This is a genomic window from Gilliamella sp. X-46 (genome assembly GCF_057063525.1).
On the sequence record NZ_JBXSQH010000005.1, the window covers coordinates 26,784 to 42,408 of the forward strand.

13 protein-coding genes are annotated in these 15,625 nt (G+C 34.8%); 8 read left to right on the forward strand and 5 right to left on the reverse strand.

Translation table 11 applies throughout. The features are described from left to right. Positions 1–211 precede the first annotated feature (211 nt). Positions 212–1,450, forward strand: coding sequence for a mannose-6-phosphate isomerase, class I (gene manA / locus ACYIAJ_RS05640; RefSeq protein WP_483560066.1), 1,239 nt, complete (start codon positions 212–214; stop codon positions 1,448–1,450). Between the two features lie 91 nt (positions 1,451–1,541). Beyond that, positions 1,542–2,288 carry a GntR family transcriptional regulator gene (locus ACYIAJ_RS05645; protein ID WP_483564446.1) on the forward strand — a complete coding sequence of 249 codons (747 nt, stop codon included), beginning with the start codon at positions 1,542–1,544 and terminating at the stop codon, positions 2,286–2,288. A 95-nt stretch (positions 2,289–2,383) separates the two neighbouring features. Here the strand turns inward: ACYIAJ_RS05645 and deoC are convergent, their stop codons facing one another. After that, positions 2,384–3,094 (reverse strand): deoxyribose-phosphate aldolase, encoded by a 711-nt coding sequence (gene deoC, locus ACYIAJ_RS05650; protein WP_483560062.1) that lies wholly within the window; start codon positions 3,092–3,094, stop codon positions 2,384–2,386. A gap of 184 nt (positions 3,095–3,278) precedes the next feature. Here deoC and ACYIAJ_RS05655 point away from each other — a divergent pair, with 184 nt between their 5' ends. Genes ACYIAJ_RS05655 through ACYIAJ_RS05670 form a run of 4 tightly spaced genes read left to right on the forward strand, consistent with a single transcriptional unit; the run spans position 3,279 to position 5,914 of the window. Then, entirely contained in the window at positions 3,279–3,698 is a 420-nt protein-coding gene (locus ACYIAJ_RS05655; protein WP_483560060.1) for a PTS sugar transporter subunit IIA, read from the forward strand. A gap of 27 nt (positions 3,699–3,725) precedes the next feature. Next, positions 3,726–4,217, forward strand: coding sequence for a PTS sugar transporter subunit IIB (locus ACYIAJ_RS05660; RefSeq protein ID WP_483560058.1), 492 nt, complete (start codon positions 3,726–3,728; stop codon positions 4,215–4,217). Positions 4,218–4,241: 24 nt separating this feature from the next. Then, positions 4,242–5,072, forward strand: coding sequence for a PTS mannose/fructose/sorbose/N-acetylgalactosamine transporter subunit IIC (locus ACYIAJ_RS05665; protein WP_483560056.1), 831 nt, complete (start codon positions 4,242–4,244; stop codon positions 5,070–5,072). 14 nt (positions 5,073–5,086) lie between these two features. Beyond that, positions 5,087–5,914 (forward strand): PTS system mannose/fructose/sorbose family transporter subunit IID, encoded by an 828-nt coding sequence (locus ACYIAJ_RS05670; RefSeq protein WP_202112674.1) that lies wholly within the window; start codon positions 5,087–5,089, stop codon positions 5,912–5,914. Between the two features lie 109 nt (positions 5,915–6,023). Here the strand turns inward: ACYIAJ_RS05670 and lpdA are convergent, their stop codons facing one another. From lpdA to aceE, 3 genes are read right to left on the reverse strand one after another with little or no spacing between them, the layout of a single operon-like run. Then, positions 6,024–7,448, reverse strand: coding sequence for a dihydrolipoyl dehydrogenase (gene lpdA, locus ACYIAJ_RS05675; protein ID WP_483560054.1), 1,425 nt, complete (start codon positions 7,446–7,448; stop codon positions 6,024–6,026). 16 nt (positions 7,449–7,464) lie between these two features. Continuing rightward, on the reverse strand, positions 7,465–9,063 hold the full coding sequence (aceF, locus tag ACYIAJ_RS05680; RefSeq protein ID WP_483564447.1) for a pyruvate dehydrogenase complex dihydrolipoyllysine-residue acetyltransferase: 1,599 nt from the start codon (positions 9,061–9,063) through the stop codon (positions 7,465–7,467). A gap of 12 nt (positions 9,064–9,075) precedes the next feature. After that, positions 9,076–11,742, reverse strand: a complete 2,667-nt coding sequence (gene aceE / locus ACYIAJ_RS05685) for a pyruvate dehydrogenase (acetyl-transferring), homodimeric type (RefSeq protein ID WP_483560051.1) — start codon at positions 11,740–11,742, stop codon at positions 9,076–9,078. A 365-nt stretch (positions 11,743–12,107) separates the two neighbouring features. On the opposite strand from aceE, the gene lipB reads away from it, so the two are divergent. Next, a complete protein-coding gene (lipB, locus tag ACYIAJ_RS05690; RefSeq protein WP_483560050.1) occupies positions 12,108–12,731 on the forward strand; it encodes a lipoyl(octanoyl) transferase LipB in 624 nt (207 codons plus the stop codon). Between the two features lie 10 nt (positions 12,732–12,741). Beyond that, positions 12,742–13,701 (forward strand): lipoyl synthase, encoded by a 960-nt coding sequence (lipA, locus tag ACYIAJ_RS05695; protein ID WP_483560048.1) that lies wholly within the window; start codon positions 12,742–12,744, stop codon positions 13,699–13,701. Between the two features lie 36 nt (positions 13,702–13,737). On the opposite strand, the gene ACYIAJ_RS05700 is transcribed toward lipA, so the two are convergent. Next, positions 13,738–15,510 (reverse strand): DUF3413 domain-containing protein, encoded by a 1,773-nt coding sequence (locus ACYIAJ_RS05700; protein WP_483564448.1) that lies wholly within the window; start codon positions 15,508–15,510, stop codon positions 13,738–13,740. Between the last annotated feature and the right edge of the window lie 115 nt (positions 15,511–15,625).

The window sequence follows — 15,625 nt, forward strand, 5'->3', positions numbered from 1 at the left end:
AGTCATATCCGATCATAGCATAAGCAATCAATAATAAAGCAATTGAATAAAATGAAAATATTCTAAGCATCATAAAAGTAATATCAGTGTTAAAAACGAAAATAATAGCGCATTTAAAATAGATATCACTTGGAATAAATTTAATTTAGGCTACTATTTACCAATACATATTGAGCTTGAATCAACTTATATTGAGAGTATAGTTAACCTATTGAATCAAAATCAATTAACCTTACAACAAAAATGTAGAGGGGGAATAAAGATGAATCAAACGATATGGAAACTTGAAAATAAAATCAAAAATTATGATTGGGGAAGTATCGAAAATATACCAAAATTATTTGGTTTTAAAAATCCATCCCAAAAACCCATAGCAGAAATCTGGATGGGAGCTCATCCTTTAGGGTGTTCATTAGCTATTAATAAACATAATCAAAAAATCAGACTTGATGATCTTATTAAAAACCATCCTTTAGAAATATTAGGAACAAGAACCTTTAAGCAATTTGCTGCTTTGCCTTATTTATTTAAAGTGCTTTCCGCAAATAAAGCGCTATCCATCCAAGTACATCCAACTAAAATAAATGCACAACAAGGTTTTGCAAGAGAAAACCAACTAGGCATTGCCTTAGATAATCCAAGGCGCAATTATAAAGATCCAAATCATAAACCAGAACTAATTTATGCTTTAACACCATTTAAAGCTATGCGATCTTTTCGACCGATTCATGAAATTTTAGAGTTATTTTCTAAAATCAATCTTTTTTCTTTGAATAAAGAGATTGATCAATTACAAAAAAATCCTAACAAACAGCAGTTAAGACAGTTTTTTCATGCATTACTAATGCTACCACCAGAAAAAAAGCATCAAGAAATTAATCAATTATTAGAAAGTATTGAACCGTTCTGTGATGAGCCTTATTTAACAATTAAAACGCTAGCCAAAGATTATCCAAATGATATTGGACTCTTTATGCCTTTAATTTTAAACATTATTGAATTGCAGCCCTCACAAGCAATGTTTTTAAGTGCCGAAACACCCCACGCTTACTTAAGTGGTACTGGGCTTGAGGTTATGGCAAATTCTGATAATGTGTTAAGAGCTGGATTAACCAATAAGCACTTAGACATTGATGAGCTATTAAAAAATACTCAATTTAAAAGTCTAACTTTGAATGAATTATTAACCCAACCGGTTACCCAACAAAATAAAATTGATTATCCAGTTCCTGTTGATGATTTTAAATTTGAAATAATTAAAAGCGATAATCAACAAAGAGTTGAAAAAGTAAACAGTCCACAAATTCTATTTTGTATTGCTGGAAGTATCACACTAAAAACAAAATCTGATATCTTAACTCTAACCAAAGGAGAATCCGCTTTTATTGCTTACGAAGCGCAATACTATCATTATCAAGGAGAGGGAGTATTGGCAAAAGTTTTTAATTAAATTATAACCGATAAAATATAACTAATTAATTTTAATTAATATTAATGTTTTACATAGCAAAAACAATATATTAATATGTATTAATATATTAATGTATATCGTTGTCATCATGAATCCTAAAAATAAAATTCCACGCCATCTTTTTATCCAACAAGATTTATTGAAAAAAATTCAGTCAGGAGAGTATGCTCAAGGTCAATTAATTCCTAAAGAATCTGAATTGACCGAGATTTATAAAGTTAGTAGACCGACCGTACGTCAAGCAATTCAATATTTGGCCAATGATGGTTACCTAGAACGTAGAAAACGCCGAGGAACCATAGTTAAACAACAAAAAATAAATCAAGAATTTACGCATATTATTGAAAACTATGATTCAGAAATGAATAGAAAAGGTCTTCATCCTAGAACACAAGTTCTTACATTCAAAATTGATAAAGCGACTAATGATATAGCGAACCATTTAGAAATCGATGAACAAGATGAGATTTATAAATTGGTCCGTTTACGTTATGCGGAAAATAAACCGATAGTATTAGTCACTACTTATTTACCATTAAAACTTTTACCTGACTTTTTGAATAATGACTTTGAACAAGAAAAGCTATATTCCGTATTACAAAAGATGAATTTTCCGGTATTGCAAATACGTAGAAAACTAGATGTTGTCAAAGCAGATGAAACAACAAGTGATTTATTAGATATTGAAGAAGGAAATCCTATTTTTTATTTTCATTCAATTGGTTATACACATAACAGAATACCAATTGAATACTCAATTTCTAAATATCGTGGTGATATCAATTCATTTATTTTTGAATTAAATCATTCAGCTTAAATTATTAGAACCGATAATAAGCATATTAAACCTAAAAATACCCACTTATTAGTAGGTATTTTTAGGTTTAAAATATCCGCTTAGGTATAAATTAATTAAATTTCAATAAAGTCTTTTTGGCTATTTTTTAATTCTTGTTTTAACTCTTCAATAACGGCAATACCCGCGCTTGTACCAATTCGCTCTGCACCCGCTGCAATCATTTTTTTAAATGTTTCAGCATTACGTATTCCGCCAGCTGCTTTTACTTTAACAATATCACCTACATGGCTTTTCATTAACTCAACATCGGCAAGTGTTGCACCTGAAGGTCCGAATCCTGTCGATGTTTTGATAAAGTCAGGTCTAACTTGAACAGCAATTTTACACAGTGTTATTTTTTCTTCTTCTGTTAGATAACAGTTTTCAAAAATGACTTTCGAAATGACATTGTGTTTACGACAGATATTAACAATTTGTGTCATTTCATCTTTAATATATTTCAGATTTTTAGCCTTCAATTCAGAGATATTAATCACATAATCGATTTCAGTTGCTCCATTTTCGATCGCATTTTGCGTTTCAAAGCATTTTGACTCAATAGTTGTTTGCCCAAGCGGAAAAGCAATTGCAGCACCTATGTCCACTTTAGTATCTTTTAATAACTCTGCACATAATTTCGATTGAACCTGATTAATCGCTACCATTTTAAAGTTATAGTCACTTGCTTCTTTACAAAGTTTTTCCATCATAGCGGTAGTTGCATCCGGTTTTAAATTTGTGTGATCAATAAATTTGCTTAACTCTAGTAAAGAATAACTTTTCATAATTCCCCCCAATTTAAATATGTATTTACATTATATTAAAAACAATAAAAACATTGTCAATGCGATTTCCATTAAAATCGTGATGAACTTCTCAATTAATGAAAAATACGACCCAATCCATTTGTTTTAGAAAAAAAATATGTAAACATATATTTAAACAATAACCACAAGGAGTACTATCATAATGAAAATAGTTATAACTTCACATGGTGATTTGTGTGAGGGCATTTTGACAAGTTATAAAATGATTGCCGGCGATACATCAAAATTCATTGCAGTCAAGCTTGATGAAAACGGAATTGGCGATTTTTCATTTAGATTGACGAAAATTCTTGATGAACAGATAAACGATAATAAAACAGTAATCGTCTTAAGTGACATAATGGGAGGTACACCTTACAACGAAACATTACGTTACATGCTTGCTCATCCCAATAAAGTTTTTTTATTTGCTGGATTAAATTTACCAATGTTAATTCAAGCAGGCACTTCATTAGAAGAATCCAATATACCGAATCTGCTTAATTCAATTTTAGAAGCTGGTCAAACTTCGGTTTTATTAGCTCCAGCAACAATAGACAATAATGAAGACATAGATTTTTAATGAATTATACGATAGGAGTAAAGATTTATGGCAATTACATTAACCAGAGTAGATGATCGTGTTATTCACGGTCAAATAATGACACGTTGGACAAAAGTCAGACCTGTCGATGGAATACTTGTTGTAGGCGACAATATTGCCTCGGATGAATTACGAAAACGTGTATTAAAAGCAGCTGCAGGCACATTAAAAATTGGGATTTATACTGTTGAACAAGGTGTAGATAAAATAAAACAAGGTATGGAATCAACTAAAAACTTTTTTTTAATCAGTGATTCACCGCAAACATTTGAAAAACTTCTCAGAGCTGGAGCTAAACTGAATCCAACATTAAATATAGGATGTATGAATACTCGAGCTGGAGCAAAAGTATTAGGAAGAACCGTCGCTATTGATGAAAATGACTATAAAGCTTTTGAATATATTGAAGCTCAAGGTATTAAGATTGAATTTCAACTTTTACCAGACGATGAACCTAAAAGCTGGTCAATTATGAAAAAGAAATATGACACTTTATAGATCTCATTGATTGAGGAGAATATTATGGAGACAACACTATTTATTCCAGCCTTACTCACAGGAATATTCTGTTACTTAGGCGCCATAGAATCACCTTGGTTATTTGGTATGTCAGGTGGTTTTTATATTGTAGGTAGGCCGTTAGTTGCAGGGTTATTAGTTGGATTTGCTTTTGGCGATGTACAATCAGGTGTTTTGTGTGGCTTAGCTGTTCAAGCTGTTTTTATCGCTAACCTATCAACAGGAGGAGCAACTAATAGTGAGATCACTTATGCTGCTTATGGAGGTATTGGTTTAGCTTTAGCAACAACAAAAGAACCCGCTGTAGCTGTAACATTATCAGTATTATTGGGGCAAACTTTTGGTTTAATATTTTACAATACTCGAATGGCACTTTATTCATTCTGGAATAATAAAGCACAACAAGCTGCAGAACATAATAATACTCGAGGTATTATTTTAAATCATTTATTTTACCCCCAAGTAACAACATTTTTATTACGTACAGCCCCTGTTTTCTTAGCTATTTTCTATGGTTCAGGTCTAGTAGATTGGTTATTAAGTAATGTCCCTGAAGTCATCACAAAAATTATTTCTGTTTTAGGTGGTGTCTTACCAGCGCTTGGTATTGCCATGTTAATGAATATCGTTATTAAGTCAAAAATTCAGCTTATATTCTTTTTTGCCGGTTTTGTTTTATTGGCTTTTGCCGGTTTAAGTATGATCGCGTTGGTGTTTATTTCGGCTTTAGTTGCTTATCTATATTACATGGCAATTAATAAACCAGCTTCTTCCGTTGTCAAAGAACCTAATAACTCAAATTCAAATGTTTTTGAAGATGATGATCTATTTTGATAGGAGAACTAAAAATGGATAAAAAAATGAATAACCAATCAAAATTAACTAGAAAAGAATTACGTCAAATTTGGTATCGATGGGGATTTACACATTTATCATCTATGAGCTATGAAAAATTACAAGCACATGCTTGGGCATTTTCTTATATCCCATTTGCTGAAAAATATTACAAAAATGATCCCGAAGCAAAACGTCGATTATTAACAAGACATTCGATGTTTTACAATACTGAACCACAAACAGGTCAAATCATAAATGGTATTGTTGCTTCAATGGAAGAAGAGATAGCATTAGGTAATAATGTGCCTGAAGAATTACCGGTGAATATCAAAGCAACATTAATGGGTCCATTAGCTGGTATAGGCGATTCTTTAATTCAAGGCATTATCGTTCCTATCTTGTTATCAATTGCTATGGGAATGGCAGCAGGAGGAAATGCCATTGGTCCAATCTTTTATATTTTATCTTACGGTATTTTAGGTCCTTTAATTTCTTATATAAGCTTTCATTATGGCTATAAACTTGGTGTGAATGCCATTGATAATATTATTGGCGATAATGTAAAACGAATTACCGATGCTTTTAATATTCTAGGAATTATGGTAGTTGGAGGACTTGCTGCTGGTAATATTGTGTTAAATTCGCAATTGGAAATTCCAATGGGTGATAGCATGCGGTCATTACAAAGTGTACTTGATGGTATATTCCCGAAAATACTACCTTTGACTATGGTTTTACTTGCTTGGTGGTTAGTGTCTGCAAAACAAATGACAGCCACAAAAGTCATCTTAATTCTGACTGCAATTACTTCGCTCGGTGTAATTATTGGTATATTTTAATCTATCCAAAGACCTTAAACTGATCAGTAATTGAATATCAAAAATCAGAAAAATAAAAATGCCGTTAGTTTGACTAACGGCATTTTATTAAATAAATGACTTATTGTTACTATTTTTTCTTTGCTTTTGCATTAGGTAAATCAGTGACAGAGCCTTCATAAATTTCAGAAGATAAACCAATTGATTCATGCAATGTTGGGTGAGCATGGATAGTTAATGCAATATCTTCTGCATCACAGCCCATTTCAACAGCTAAAGTGATTTCACCTAGTAATTCACCGCCATTCACGCCAACAACCGCACCACCTAGCAAGCGATTATCTGCTTTATTAAAGATGAGTTTTGTCATCCCTTCTGAACAATCCGAAGCAATAGCGCGCCCTGATGCAGCCCATGGGAAGATTGACACTTCATAATCAATGCCTTTTTCTTTGGCTTCTTTTTCAGTTAAGCCCACCCAAGCTACTTCAGGTTCAGTATAGGCAATAGAAGGAATAGTTTTTGGATCGAAGAAGTGTTTTTTACCAGCAATCACTTCTGCTGCCACATGCCCTTCGTGTACACCTTTGTGCGCAAGCATTGGTTGTCCCACAATATCACCAATGGCATAAATGTGTGGTACGTTGGTGCGCATCTGTTTATCGACTTCGATAAATCCACGATCCGTGACATTAACACCAGCTTTTTCTGCACTAATTAACTTACCATTTGGCGTACGACCAATCGCTACTAATACCGCATCATAAGTATGGGTTTCGGTGGTGCCGTCTTTCTTTTCCATGGTGACGTAGATTGCATCATGTTTGGCTTCAACAGTGGTCACTTTGGTTTCCAATCGTAAAGTGAATTTCTTTTGGATCTGCTTAGTAAAAACTTTAATCACATCTTTATCAGCAGCTGGAATCACTTGATCAAACATTTCAACCACATCCACTTCTGAACCTAATGCATGATATACAGTACCCATTTCAAGCCCAATAATTCCGCCACCCATTAATAATAATTTTTTAGGAATGGTGGTTAGCGCTAAGGCATCCGTTGAATCCCAAATACGCGGATCATCATGTGGAATAAAAGGTAACTTAATTGGACGAGAACCCGCTGCAATAATGGCATTATCAAAGGTAATTTTAGTGATCCCTTTTGAAGAAGTTACATCCATAGTATGGCTACCAGTAAACTGAGCTTCACCTTGAATCACATTGACTTTGCGCATTTTTGCCATGCCAGCAAGTCCGTTAGTCAGCTGACTAATGACTTTTTCTTTCCAGCCACGCACTTTGTCTAATTCAAGTCTCGGGGTACCAAAATGGATACCATGTTCAGTTAATGATTTTGCTTCATCCATTACTTTTGCAACATGAAGTAATGCTTTTGATGGAATACAGCCTACATTTAAACAAACACCACCAAGTGTTGAATAACGTTCAACAAGGGTAACATCTAGTCCAAGGTCAGCTGCGCGGAACGCAGCGGAATAACCCGCTGGTCCTGCCCCTAAAACCACAACTTGCGTTTTAACATCTTGACTCATAATTTGATCTCCTTAATTACATCACTAAACGACGTAAGTCGGATAAGACGTTAACAATATGGCTTAAGAAGCGCGCACCATCCGCACCATCAATCACTCGGTGATCAAAGGATAATGATAAAGGTAACATTAAGCGTGGTGTAAACTCTTTACCATTCCAAACTGGTTTCATGCTAGAACGAGATACACCTAAAATACCCACTTCTGGTGCATTGACAATTGGTGTAAACGAGGTTGTACCAATACCACCAAGGCTAGAAATAGTGAAACATCCACCTTGCATATCGCTACCAGTCAATTTACCTTCACGCGCTTTTTTAGAAATTGCCGCAAGTTCTCGTGAAAGTTCAACAATGCCTTTTTTATCGACATCTTTAAATACTGGCACAACAAGACCATTTGGTGTATCAACAGCAACACCAATATTAATGTATTTTTTGATGATTAGCGTTTGAGCATCTTCAGATAATGAGCTATTAAAGCGTGGATACGCTGTTAATGCGCTAGCTACCGCTTTCATGATAAACACTAAAGGTGTGATCTTAAGGTCAAGTTTCTTCTTATCAGCTTCTGCATTTTGTTGCTTACGGAATGCTTCTAAATCAGTAATATCGGTTTCATCAAACTCCGTCACATGCGGAATCATGACCCAGTTACGGTGTAAATTTGCACCTGATACTTTTTGAATTTTAGTTAATGGTAAGCTTTCAACTTCACCAAATTTGCTGAAATCAACTTTCGGCCATGGTAATAAACCTGGTAATGCACCGCCAGCAGCGCCACTTTCAATTTGCTTAACTGCATTTTTAACGTACGCTTGAATGTCTTCACGTAAAATACGGTTTTTAGGACCTGTCGCGGTGACTTTAGCGAGATTTACGCCAAATTCACGTGCTAAACGGCGCACTGATGGAGTTGCATGCGCATAAGCATCATTTTCAACAAATTCATTGCCTGATGCTACAGGCGCTGATTTTGCAGCAACAGGCGCAGGTGTAGATGCTGGTGCGGTTTTTTCAACAACTGGGGCTGAAGCTGCTGGCGCTGTTTGAGTAGCAGGCGCTGCACTGGTTGTGGTTTCAAATTCCATAATTTTGGAACCTGTTTTCACTTTATCACCCACTTTCACTGTGATACTTTTAACCGTTCCGGCAATAGTTGCTGGTACTTCCATTGAAGCTTTATCACCTTCAACGGTAATTAACGAATCATCAACAGATATAGTATCGCCAACTTTTACTAAAATTTCGGTGACTTCAACTTCATCGCCACCGATATCAGGCACATTTACATCAACAGTTTGACTTGCTGTAGCAGCAATTGGTGCGACTTCAACTTTTGGTGCTTCCTGCGCTTGCGCTGGAGCTGCAGGCGCTGCACCACCCTGTTCATCAAAGACCATAATGTCCACACCTGTTTGGACTTTATCGCCAATTTTAACCGAAATTGATTTAACAATACCGGCTTGTGGTGCTGGGATTTCCATTGATGCTTTATCACCTTCAACAGTCATAATTGACTGATCAGCTTCAACTTTGTCACCAACATTAACCAGAATTTCGGTCACTTCGACTTCATCACCGCCAATATCAGGTAATTTAATTTGAATACTCATTATAACAACCTCTTATGCAATTCGTGGATTAAGTTTATCAGCATTGATTTCAAATTTTTTGATCGCTTCTTCAACAACGCTAACTTCGATATCACCACGTTTAGCAAGTTCACCCAATGCTGCAACTACAACATAAGATGCATCAACTTCAAAGTGATGGCGTAAATTTTCACGGCTATCACTGCGACCAAAGCCGTCTGTACCAAGCACTCGATAACTTTCAGAAGGTACAAATCCGCGAATTTGCTCAGCAAAAATTTTCATATAATCAGTTGAAACTACTGCTGGATTGTTATTCATAATTTGTGCAACATAAGGCACTTTCGGTGTTTCACTCGGATGTAGCATATTGTATCGTTCACAATCTTGTCCATCACGAGCAAGTTCAGTAAATGATGTTACGCTATAAACTTCAGAACTAATACCATAGTTTTTAGCTAAGATGTCAGCCGCATCACGTACATGACGTAATATCGAACCTGAACCTAATAACTGAACAGTCGGTTTACCTTTTTGACCTTCAACAGTATCAAGTTTATAAATACCACGACGAATACCTTCTTCTACACCTTCTGGCATTGCAGGCTGTGCATAGTTTTCATTGAGTGTAGTAATATAGTAGTAAACGTTTTCTTGTTCGCCATACATACGACGTAAACCGTCTTGCATAATAACCGCAACTTCATAAGCATAAGCAGGATCATATGAGATACAGTTAGGTATGGTTAATGATTGAATGTGGCTGTGACCATCTTGGTGTTGTAAGCCTTCACCATTTAATGTTGTACGACCAGAGGTACCACCAATCATAAATCCGCGTGCTTGCTGATCGCCAGCTGCCCACATTAAATCGCCAATACGTTGGAAACCAAACATAGAATAGTAAATATAGAATGGAATCATTGGGAAATCATTGGTGCTATATGATGTCGCAGCAGCTAACCATGAAGCCGTTGCACCACATTCATTGATCCCTTCTTGTAAAATTTGACCTTTTTCGTCTTCACGATAATAAGCAACTTGCTCTTTATCTTGTGGCGTATATTGTTGCCCATGTGGGTTATAAATCCCAATTTGACGGAATAAGCCTTCCATACCAAAAGTACGCGCTTCATCAGCCAAAATTGGCACTAATCGAGGTGCTAACTCTTTATCCTTAAGCATGATGTTAAGGGCACGGACAAATGCAATTGTGGTTGAAATTTCTTTTGATTGTGCTTCAAGTAGTGATGAGAATTCACTCAATGATGGAATTGAAACGGTACCAGAGAATTTGGTTAATCTTGATGGAACATAACCATGTAATGCATTACGACGTTCATGAATATATTTATATTCTGGAGTATGTTCCTCAAACTTGATATAAGGTAATTTTTCAAGTGCTTCATCCGTTACAGGAATATTGAAGAAATCACGAACATGACGCACACCATCCATATTCATTTTTTTCACTTGGTGGGCAATATTTTTCGCTTCAGCTGCAGCACCCATACCATAGCCTTTAATGGTGTGAGCAAGAATAACAGTTGGGCGATCTTTAGTTTCTTTTGCTCGTTGGAATGCAGCAAACATTTTAGCTGGATCTTGACCACCACGGTTTAATCTAAAGATTTCTTCATCAGACATATCTTTAACTAATTCAGCAGTTTCTGGATATTTGCCAAAGAAATGCTCACGCACATAAGCGCCATCTTTTGATTTTAATGTTTGATAATCACCATCAAGCGTTTCGTTCATTAGACGAATTAATTTACCTGATTTATCTTTTTGCAGTAATTTATCCCAACGATCGCCCCAAAGAACTTTAATCACATTCCAGCCTGCACCAGCAAATACACCTTCAAGTTCATTAATAATTTTACCATTACCGGTTACTGGACCATCTAATCGTTGTAAATTACAGTTGATAACAAATACCAAATTGTCTAATTTTTCACGCGTTGCAACGGTGATTGCGCCTTTTGATTCTGGTTCATCCATCTCACCATCACCTAAGAAAGCATAGACTGTTTGTTCAGACGTATCTTTCAGTCCACGATTTTCTAAATATTTTAAAAAACGTGCTTGATAAATGGCACTAACAGGACCAAGCCCCATTGAGACTGTTGGGAATTGCCAAAATTCAGGTAATAATTTAGGGTGAGGGTAAGAAGGTAGTCCTTTACCATGTACTTCTTGACGGAAATTATCAAGTTGTTCTTCGGTTAAACGACCTTCAATAAATGCGCGTGAATAAATACCTGGTGAAATATGTCCTTGGAAATAAACTAAATCACCACCATCTTTTTCGTTACGTGCACGGAAAAAATGGTTAAAGCAAACCTCATAAAATGTAGCAGCAGACTGGAATGATGCCATATGACCACCAAGCTCTAAATCTTTCTTTGACGCTCTTAATACCATCATAATTGCATTCCAACGAACGATTGAACGAATTCGTCGTTCTATTTCCCAATCGCCAGGATAAGCAGGTTGTTCTTCTACTGGAATAGTATTGACATAATTACTTGTTGAGGAACCAAAAAGTAGTGGTACACCACCGTCTCTTGCTTTATTGACTATTTGTTCAATAATATATTGTGCACGTTCTATACCTTCTTCGCGAATAATTGAATCAAGACTCTTGAGCCAATCTTGTGTTTCAATGGGATCGATATCATTCACTTGCATGTCCGACATATAAAAACCTCTTTTTTGTTTAAAAAAATGCAGTATTTGCTATCCTTAGCTATAACTAACTATATAAATTACAACTCTGCATTATGGAGTTTTATTTGTATCAGTCTGCCATTTTCATAAAAAAAGTAAAGCAAACCGAAGCTTAGAAAAGAATGTTAATTCCTATCAAATTAATCAACTATTTCAATGGTAACATTAAAAATAACGTTAGTTAATTGATAAAAAAGAAATTTTAACAATAAATAAATACAAAAAATAGATAGTATACCTATACTGAAGTCATCTATAAGTTGTCAAATTATAGTAAAATTTGATATATATTGATAAATTTTTTGTTAATACTACCAATAACAATAAGCAATACCATGAGCACTAATAATGATATTATCATCAAAGATCTACATATTGTTCCCTATATGCAAACTTATCAAGCTATGCATGACTTTACACAAAATCGTCATGAACAAACACTTGATGAAATTTGGTTAGTAGAACATCAACCTGTATTTACCCAAGGAAAAGTGGGTAAAGCTGAACATTTATTAAATCATACGGATATTCCTGTTATTCAAACTGATCGCGGAGGTCAAATTACTTATCATGCCCCAGGGCAACAAATTATGTATATTTTATTTGATTTAAAACGACTCAAGATTGGTATTCGTGATGTAGTTAGTTATTTAGAAAATAGTGTCATTCAAACATTGGCTCATTATGATATTATAGCCTATGCAAAACCAGATGCTCCTGGAGTTTATGTTGATCATAAAAAAATTTGTTCACTTGGTCTACATATAAACCGAGGCTGTACACTACATGGGCTAGCACTAAATATTAATATGGATCTTACACCTTTTAATAACATTAACCCTTGTGGATACGCTGGATTACAAATGACACAGCTTAAAGAATATATCTCACAAATTGACCGTAACGAGATAAAACATTTATTAACTGATAATTTGATTAAGCAGTTACCCCAAAGATAAGATATTAATTATGCAAAATAATGAAACAATAATCAGAAGCTCGAAATACCGTGATGCTGACAAAACACGTTTAATCCCAACAACCACAGTAGAAACAACACCACCACTTAAAAAACCTGAATGGATGCGAATTAAATTATCTGCTTACTCAGATAACATAGCGCATATCAAAAACACCATGCGCAAACATGGGCTACATTCAGTTTGCGAAGAAGCATCTTGCCCTAACTTAGCTGAATGCTTCAATCATGGGACTGCTACTTTTATGATTTTAGGTGATATTTGCACCCGACGTTGCCCTTTTTGTGATGTTGCGCATGGCAGACCATTACCACCAGATAGTCAAGAGCCTATTAAATTAGCACAAACAATTCAAGAGATGAAATTACGTTATGTGGTTATTACCTCTGTAGACAGGGATGATTTAAAAGATGGTGGTGCTAGTCATTTTGCCAATTGTACTCGCGAAATTCGTGCATTAAGCCCTAATATAAAAGTTGAAACCCTCACGCCGGATTTTCGTGGTTGTGTTGAGCAAGCAATTGAAGTATTAAGCGAAAATCCACCTGATGTATTTAACCACAATCTAGAAAATATTCCACGCCTATATAAAAAAATTCGCCCTGGTGCTAACTATGAAGGTTCACTTAAATTACTTTCCGCCTTTAAAGAAAAACACCCCGAAGTGCCAACAAAATCGGGCTTAATGGTTGGACTTGGTGAAACTAATCAAGAATTAATTCAAGTATTAAAAGATTTACGTACCCACGGAGTAACAATGTTAACGCTAGGACAGTATCTGCAACCAAGCAAATACCACTTACCTGTTGAACGTTATGTTTCACCACAAGAGTTTGAAGCGTTAAAACAGACAGCTTTAGATATGGGATTTACGCATGCTGCTTGTGGACCTTTTGTGCGTTCGTCTTATCATGCTGATTTGCAAGCTATGGGTAAAGAGGTGAAGTAATCTTCACCTTTTTTATTGTTAAACCGAATAGCTAAATCAATTGTCTACGACCATAAAACGGCGGTTTTCGGTAACAATTTGTAGAAAGATCGGTAAGCTGATTTTTTCGCCTTTTTGTAATTTACCATTAAGATCATAAATTTTAGAACGACCAAAGGCATCTAAAACCACTGTTCTATCATCATAAAGTGCAGCAATCATATTTTCATCACCAGCAACTAACCATTGTCTAGGCTTCAAGTTAAATAAATTTTCACATTGGCTATACTGCTGTGGCGGTGTAGTGACATAAAATACGTCTTGCATTAATGTACAAATAATATCAGTTTGCGAAGTTACTTTCGTTATTTGTGCGCTTCCTTTATTTTTCCATGACATAATCAAGGGTACTTTTAGTGATTCACGATTAAAGTCGCTACCTGTATTACGTAATACTATTTTCTTCATTTCATCAATTTTAATATCATTCGTACCTGTAATAATAATAACCGTATCATCATAGGCATTAGATAATCTTAAATAAGCAATTAATGATTCAATATACTGATCTAATTTTTTTGCTTCAGATTGAAGAGTTGATATTGAAATTTTTTTATTTTTATCAAATAGCGAATATTGAATTATAGAAAATAAAGGCGCATGATTATCAAGACTATTCTGCTCTTCATGCCACTTCATCCAGTTTTCAGTTATTTGTTTATTAGACTCTCTTTTAGACTCTGGTATTGAGAAATTAGATAACAAAGCCGAACGATATAAAGGTTCAGCAAAACCATCTGCTGAAAATAATCCTAGATTATATTGTTGTTTAGTAACAACTTCGAGTAATACAGATGGTTTATGCCCAACCAAAATACTATTATAATAATTAGGAGCTAATCCATAAAACAATGAAAAATCATTCAAATAAGATTGATTACTTGCACCATAATGATTAGTAAAGGCAATATTATCTTGAGAAAATTCATTTAACCACGGCATATATTTAGTCAATAAATTAGTATTCCATCCATCAATAACAATCATTAGTACATTGTTTTTTGTTGGTTGCTGATCATAAACAATCCTTCCCAAAGGATATTCAATCGTCATTGCAAAAGGGTTTCCCTCTTGCGTAACACGATCGCGATAACCGTTTTCTTTCATAAAGCCATAACGTTCAAGAAAATGGCGGGCAGTCAAAGGATAAGAAAGTGGTAGACTTGATCGCTGCATAGTAATGGGCCGATAAAAATTAGCATCAGCCCAACTATGGATCAAATGCGAAGCAACAAAACAAATAATAAAAAAAATCACTACTGGTTTTGCATAACGTTTGCGTTTACTTAAGCTACGTAGTTTTTTCCAGCTCCATAATGAAAATAAAATCTCAATCAATAAAATAAATGGAATGGCAATAAATACCGTACTTAAATAAGAAACTTTTTGCGATGAGAATAATTGCCAAATCGACAAATTAAGATGCATTCTAAAATGCGAAAAAACTTCAATATCAATAATCAGTAATGAAATACCGACTGTGGCAAAAGCCGTTGCAATAATTCTTTGCCATCGAGAAGAATGAATAAAAAAACTTAACGGAAAAAGTAAAATTAGATAAGCGACAAAAGTCAAATAGCTAAAGTGACCAATTGCACTGATAATGGCATAAAATCGCCCCATAAAAGTACGAGGCCAATCTGCAATGAGTAAATATTGACTACCTAATAAAATAACCACAAAAATATTAAACAACGTAAACCAATGTCCCCAACTAACAATTTGCGAGGCACGATCGTCTTTGAAGTAAGTATTTTTGATTTTGAGCATATTTAGTCGTTGATTATGATGATAATGAAGTAAGACAAACAATAAATTGTGGCTTAGTTTACCTGATTTTGAAAAATCTTTCTGTAAATTTTTTATTTGTTAGCATAAAGATTTT